Here is a 2,693-nt window from a genome sequence, read left to right as displayed (position 1 = left end):
TGGGACCATAGAGTTGTTGGGTAATACCAGCATTAAGGATGCGATTATCTGCAACTCGGTCAAATAAAAATGGTGATGTGTTGCCTAAGGCTACTTGACTATAGCCGATATTAAAACCGGTATAGTCGAGAAAGGGTTTAGAAAAATGACCGAATTGCCCAGTTAAGCCAACGCTGCCACGGAGAAACTCTTGAGAATCACCGTTACTATAGGCACTAGCCACACCGGTAATGGATGAATTTAGTTGAACATTTGGTAAAATTGGTGCTGGTGTATAGCGCATACCTTCTTCAGCAGTTGCTGGCAATATGTCACCTTGCCAAAGGGGTTGTGTCCAGTTTAGAGTTGCACTGCCTTGATAACGGGTTAAACTAATCCGATTGTTATCCCGAGGTGGCAGAGGTAGCAAGTCTGCTCGATCGGTGTTAGCGTTAATACGCTGAACGCCAGCTTGATATCTAATGGTCAAGCCGGTTTGCCCGATGGGAATTGTCGGTGATTCAAGTACACCACCAATACTACTCTGAACGGTTTGGAAACCCAAAGAGCCATTGAAAAGGCGATCGCGGTAGCTGGATTCCAAAGTTAAGCGATGAGGGTAAGTGGTGCCAATAGTTTGTCGGAGGCGCAAACTTCCCCTAGTTTCGTTTTCTAGATCATCAGGATCCAGACTAGTGAGTTCTGCGGAACCTACTAGTGTAGTGCGTGGCCCTAAGGAAGCATCAAGGTCAACCAGCAAGCCAAAGTTAGCGGGATCGATTACGCCACCACCTTCTGCATCATTATTCTCATCTTCATCATTGTCTCCAAGAATGGCTTTTTGAATATAAAACTGTGGTGTTAGACTGAACCTGACGGAGGGACTATCAACCACCTTGAAGCCACGCTGAATAAACACACCACCCCGGTCGTCATCATCATACCCAAAATCCAATAAATTCGGTTGCCGCTCACGGCGGTCAATCACAAACCGTTCACGAAATGTGGGCAAGGAAAACCCTTGATCAAACACCAGTCGAGGATTCTTAGCAATTACTTCATCTACTTCTGGAGAAATCCGCCGAAATCGAGCATTCTTGGTGCGCCACTCCAACTCTGGTGGGGAGAAGGGGTCATTGGTAATTCTGACATTAGTAGCAACTCCTTCTAACCCGTCAAACTCCACCCGGTCTGCTTCATAGCGGAATCGATTGATAGTCCCTTCGATGTCGGGGGATTCTATAGATGTTGAGCTTGTCCCAGTTTCAGCATTGGGAATAATCCTAGCACCAAACTCAATGGCAAAGGCTCCGGGATTACTAATTCCAGCTAAGGGCTGGCTATTAATAATTCTGCGACTGACCGGTTGAGTTGGGGGGGTTGCCCCAGAATCTGAGTTTGCTCTGACAAATTCTCCCCTAGCCTTCAAAACCACACCAGTATCTTGAACAAAATAATACTCAAAGCGCTCTCCCTCTAACACCTGGTTACCACGAGTCAGAGCCACATTCCCATCCGCAACTACAATCTTATTAGGCAAGTTGACTTGCAAACGGTCAGCTTCTAGTAAGGCATCTTGAAACCGCAAGGTAACATTGCCCACCGCTGTAATCACTTGTCTAGTATCGTCATACTCCTGACGGTCTGAAGTCAGTTCAAGTATGTCTGGCTCATTAGTATCGAAGGTACTTGTGGGAGCAGTAACCTCGGAATCTAACTCCGAACCAGATTGGGGTTGAGACGAGTCTTGGTCTGAAGGTGGTGCAGTCTCGTCTAAGGAAGGTGGGTTAGATTGTTCAGGGATGATTAACTCAAACTCTCTAGTCTCTCCCCCCCGCTCTTGAGCTATAATACGCTTGCTCCTAGGCAATGGCAAAGGGCAATTTGGACTGATGCTCAAGGGGTCATCTGGCCTGGGTAAGGTTTCGAGAGTAGAACATCGTTTGGGGTAAGAGTTAACAGCAAAGAATCTTTCTTGATTCCCAGGCTCAGGTGTTAGCTCAGGTGTTAGCTCAGGTTGGCTATTAGGTTGGCGTTGCTGAATTGAAGTATGAATGGGCGATCGCGTAGTTTTGGGAAAGCCCCCTAAATCCCCCGAGCGAGCAATCCCTCCCTCGGGGGGACTTGGAAGGTTTTGTTCCCCCCAGCGAGGGATTGCTCGCTGGGGGGCTAGGGAGGCCGAATCATACCCAGAATCAGCAACCCCTGTCTCAGAAGTAACCGAGATTGATCGTGCTTCTGGAGTTGGACTCTTGAGTAAGGAGGTTAAATCAGGATGGAGTGGTTGCTCTATTGCTGGTTTTAGAAGAGATTGTTGCCACTGTTTTCCTTGCCCTAGTTGCCAATTGTCTTGGCTGTTTGTTATCCTTAGCAAGGTCTGGCCAACTGCTCGGGAAATAGGTAGACCTAAGCTAGCAGCGCTTTTGTCTGTGCCTAATATTGGTAAAGCCTCAACCTTGAGCTCTCCTGTCGGGTACGGTTTGAGCAGTGCCTGGTTTTGCTGTGTTTGGTACGGTGCCGAAACAGTTATTCTTTGAGATAATTTATCTAGGTCGCTAGTGGTCTGGGAAAGTTTAACAGTTTGAATAATTGCGGGTACGACCGGCGGCTGAACTGGCTGGGGCATGTTTCACTAATTGGCTGGTGTTTTACTATTCAGACCAACAATCCTTGACTCAATCCCCAAGATTGTAGTTCCAATTGGGTTATCGACA

1 protein-coding gene is annotated in these 2,693 nt (G+C 47.4%); it reads right to left on the bottom strand.

Annotation, left to right across the window (positions count from 1 at the left end; all coding sequences use genetic code 11):
* Positions 1 to 2,605, bottom strand: a 2,605-nt coding sequence (locus tag F6K49_RS40075) for a DUF3769 domain-containing protein (RefSeq protein WP_293106335.1), incomplete at its 3' end; no start/stop codon positions are given.
* Between the last annotated feature and the right edge of the window lie 88 nt (positions 2,606 to 2,693).

The organism is Moorena sp. SIO3I6 (assembly GCF_010672095.1).
The sequence above is the reverse complement of the archived record's forward strand: the minus strand, read 5'-3'. Positions and strand labels throughout refer to the sequence as shown.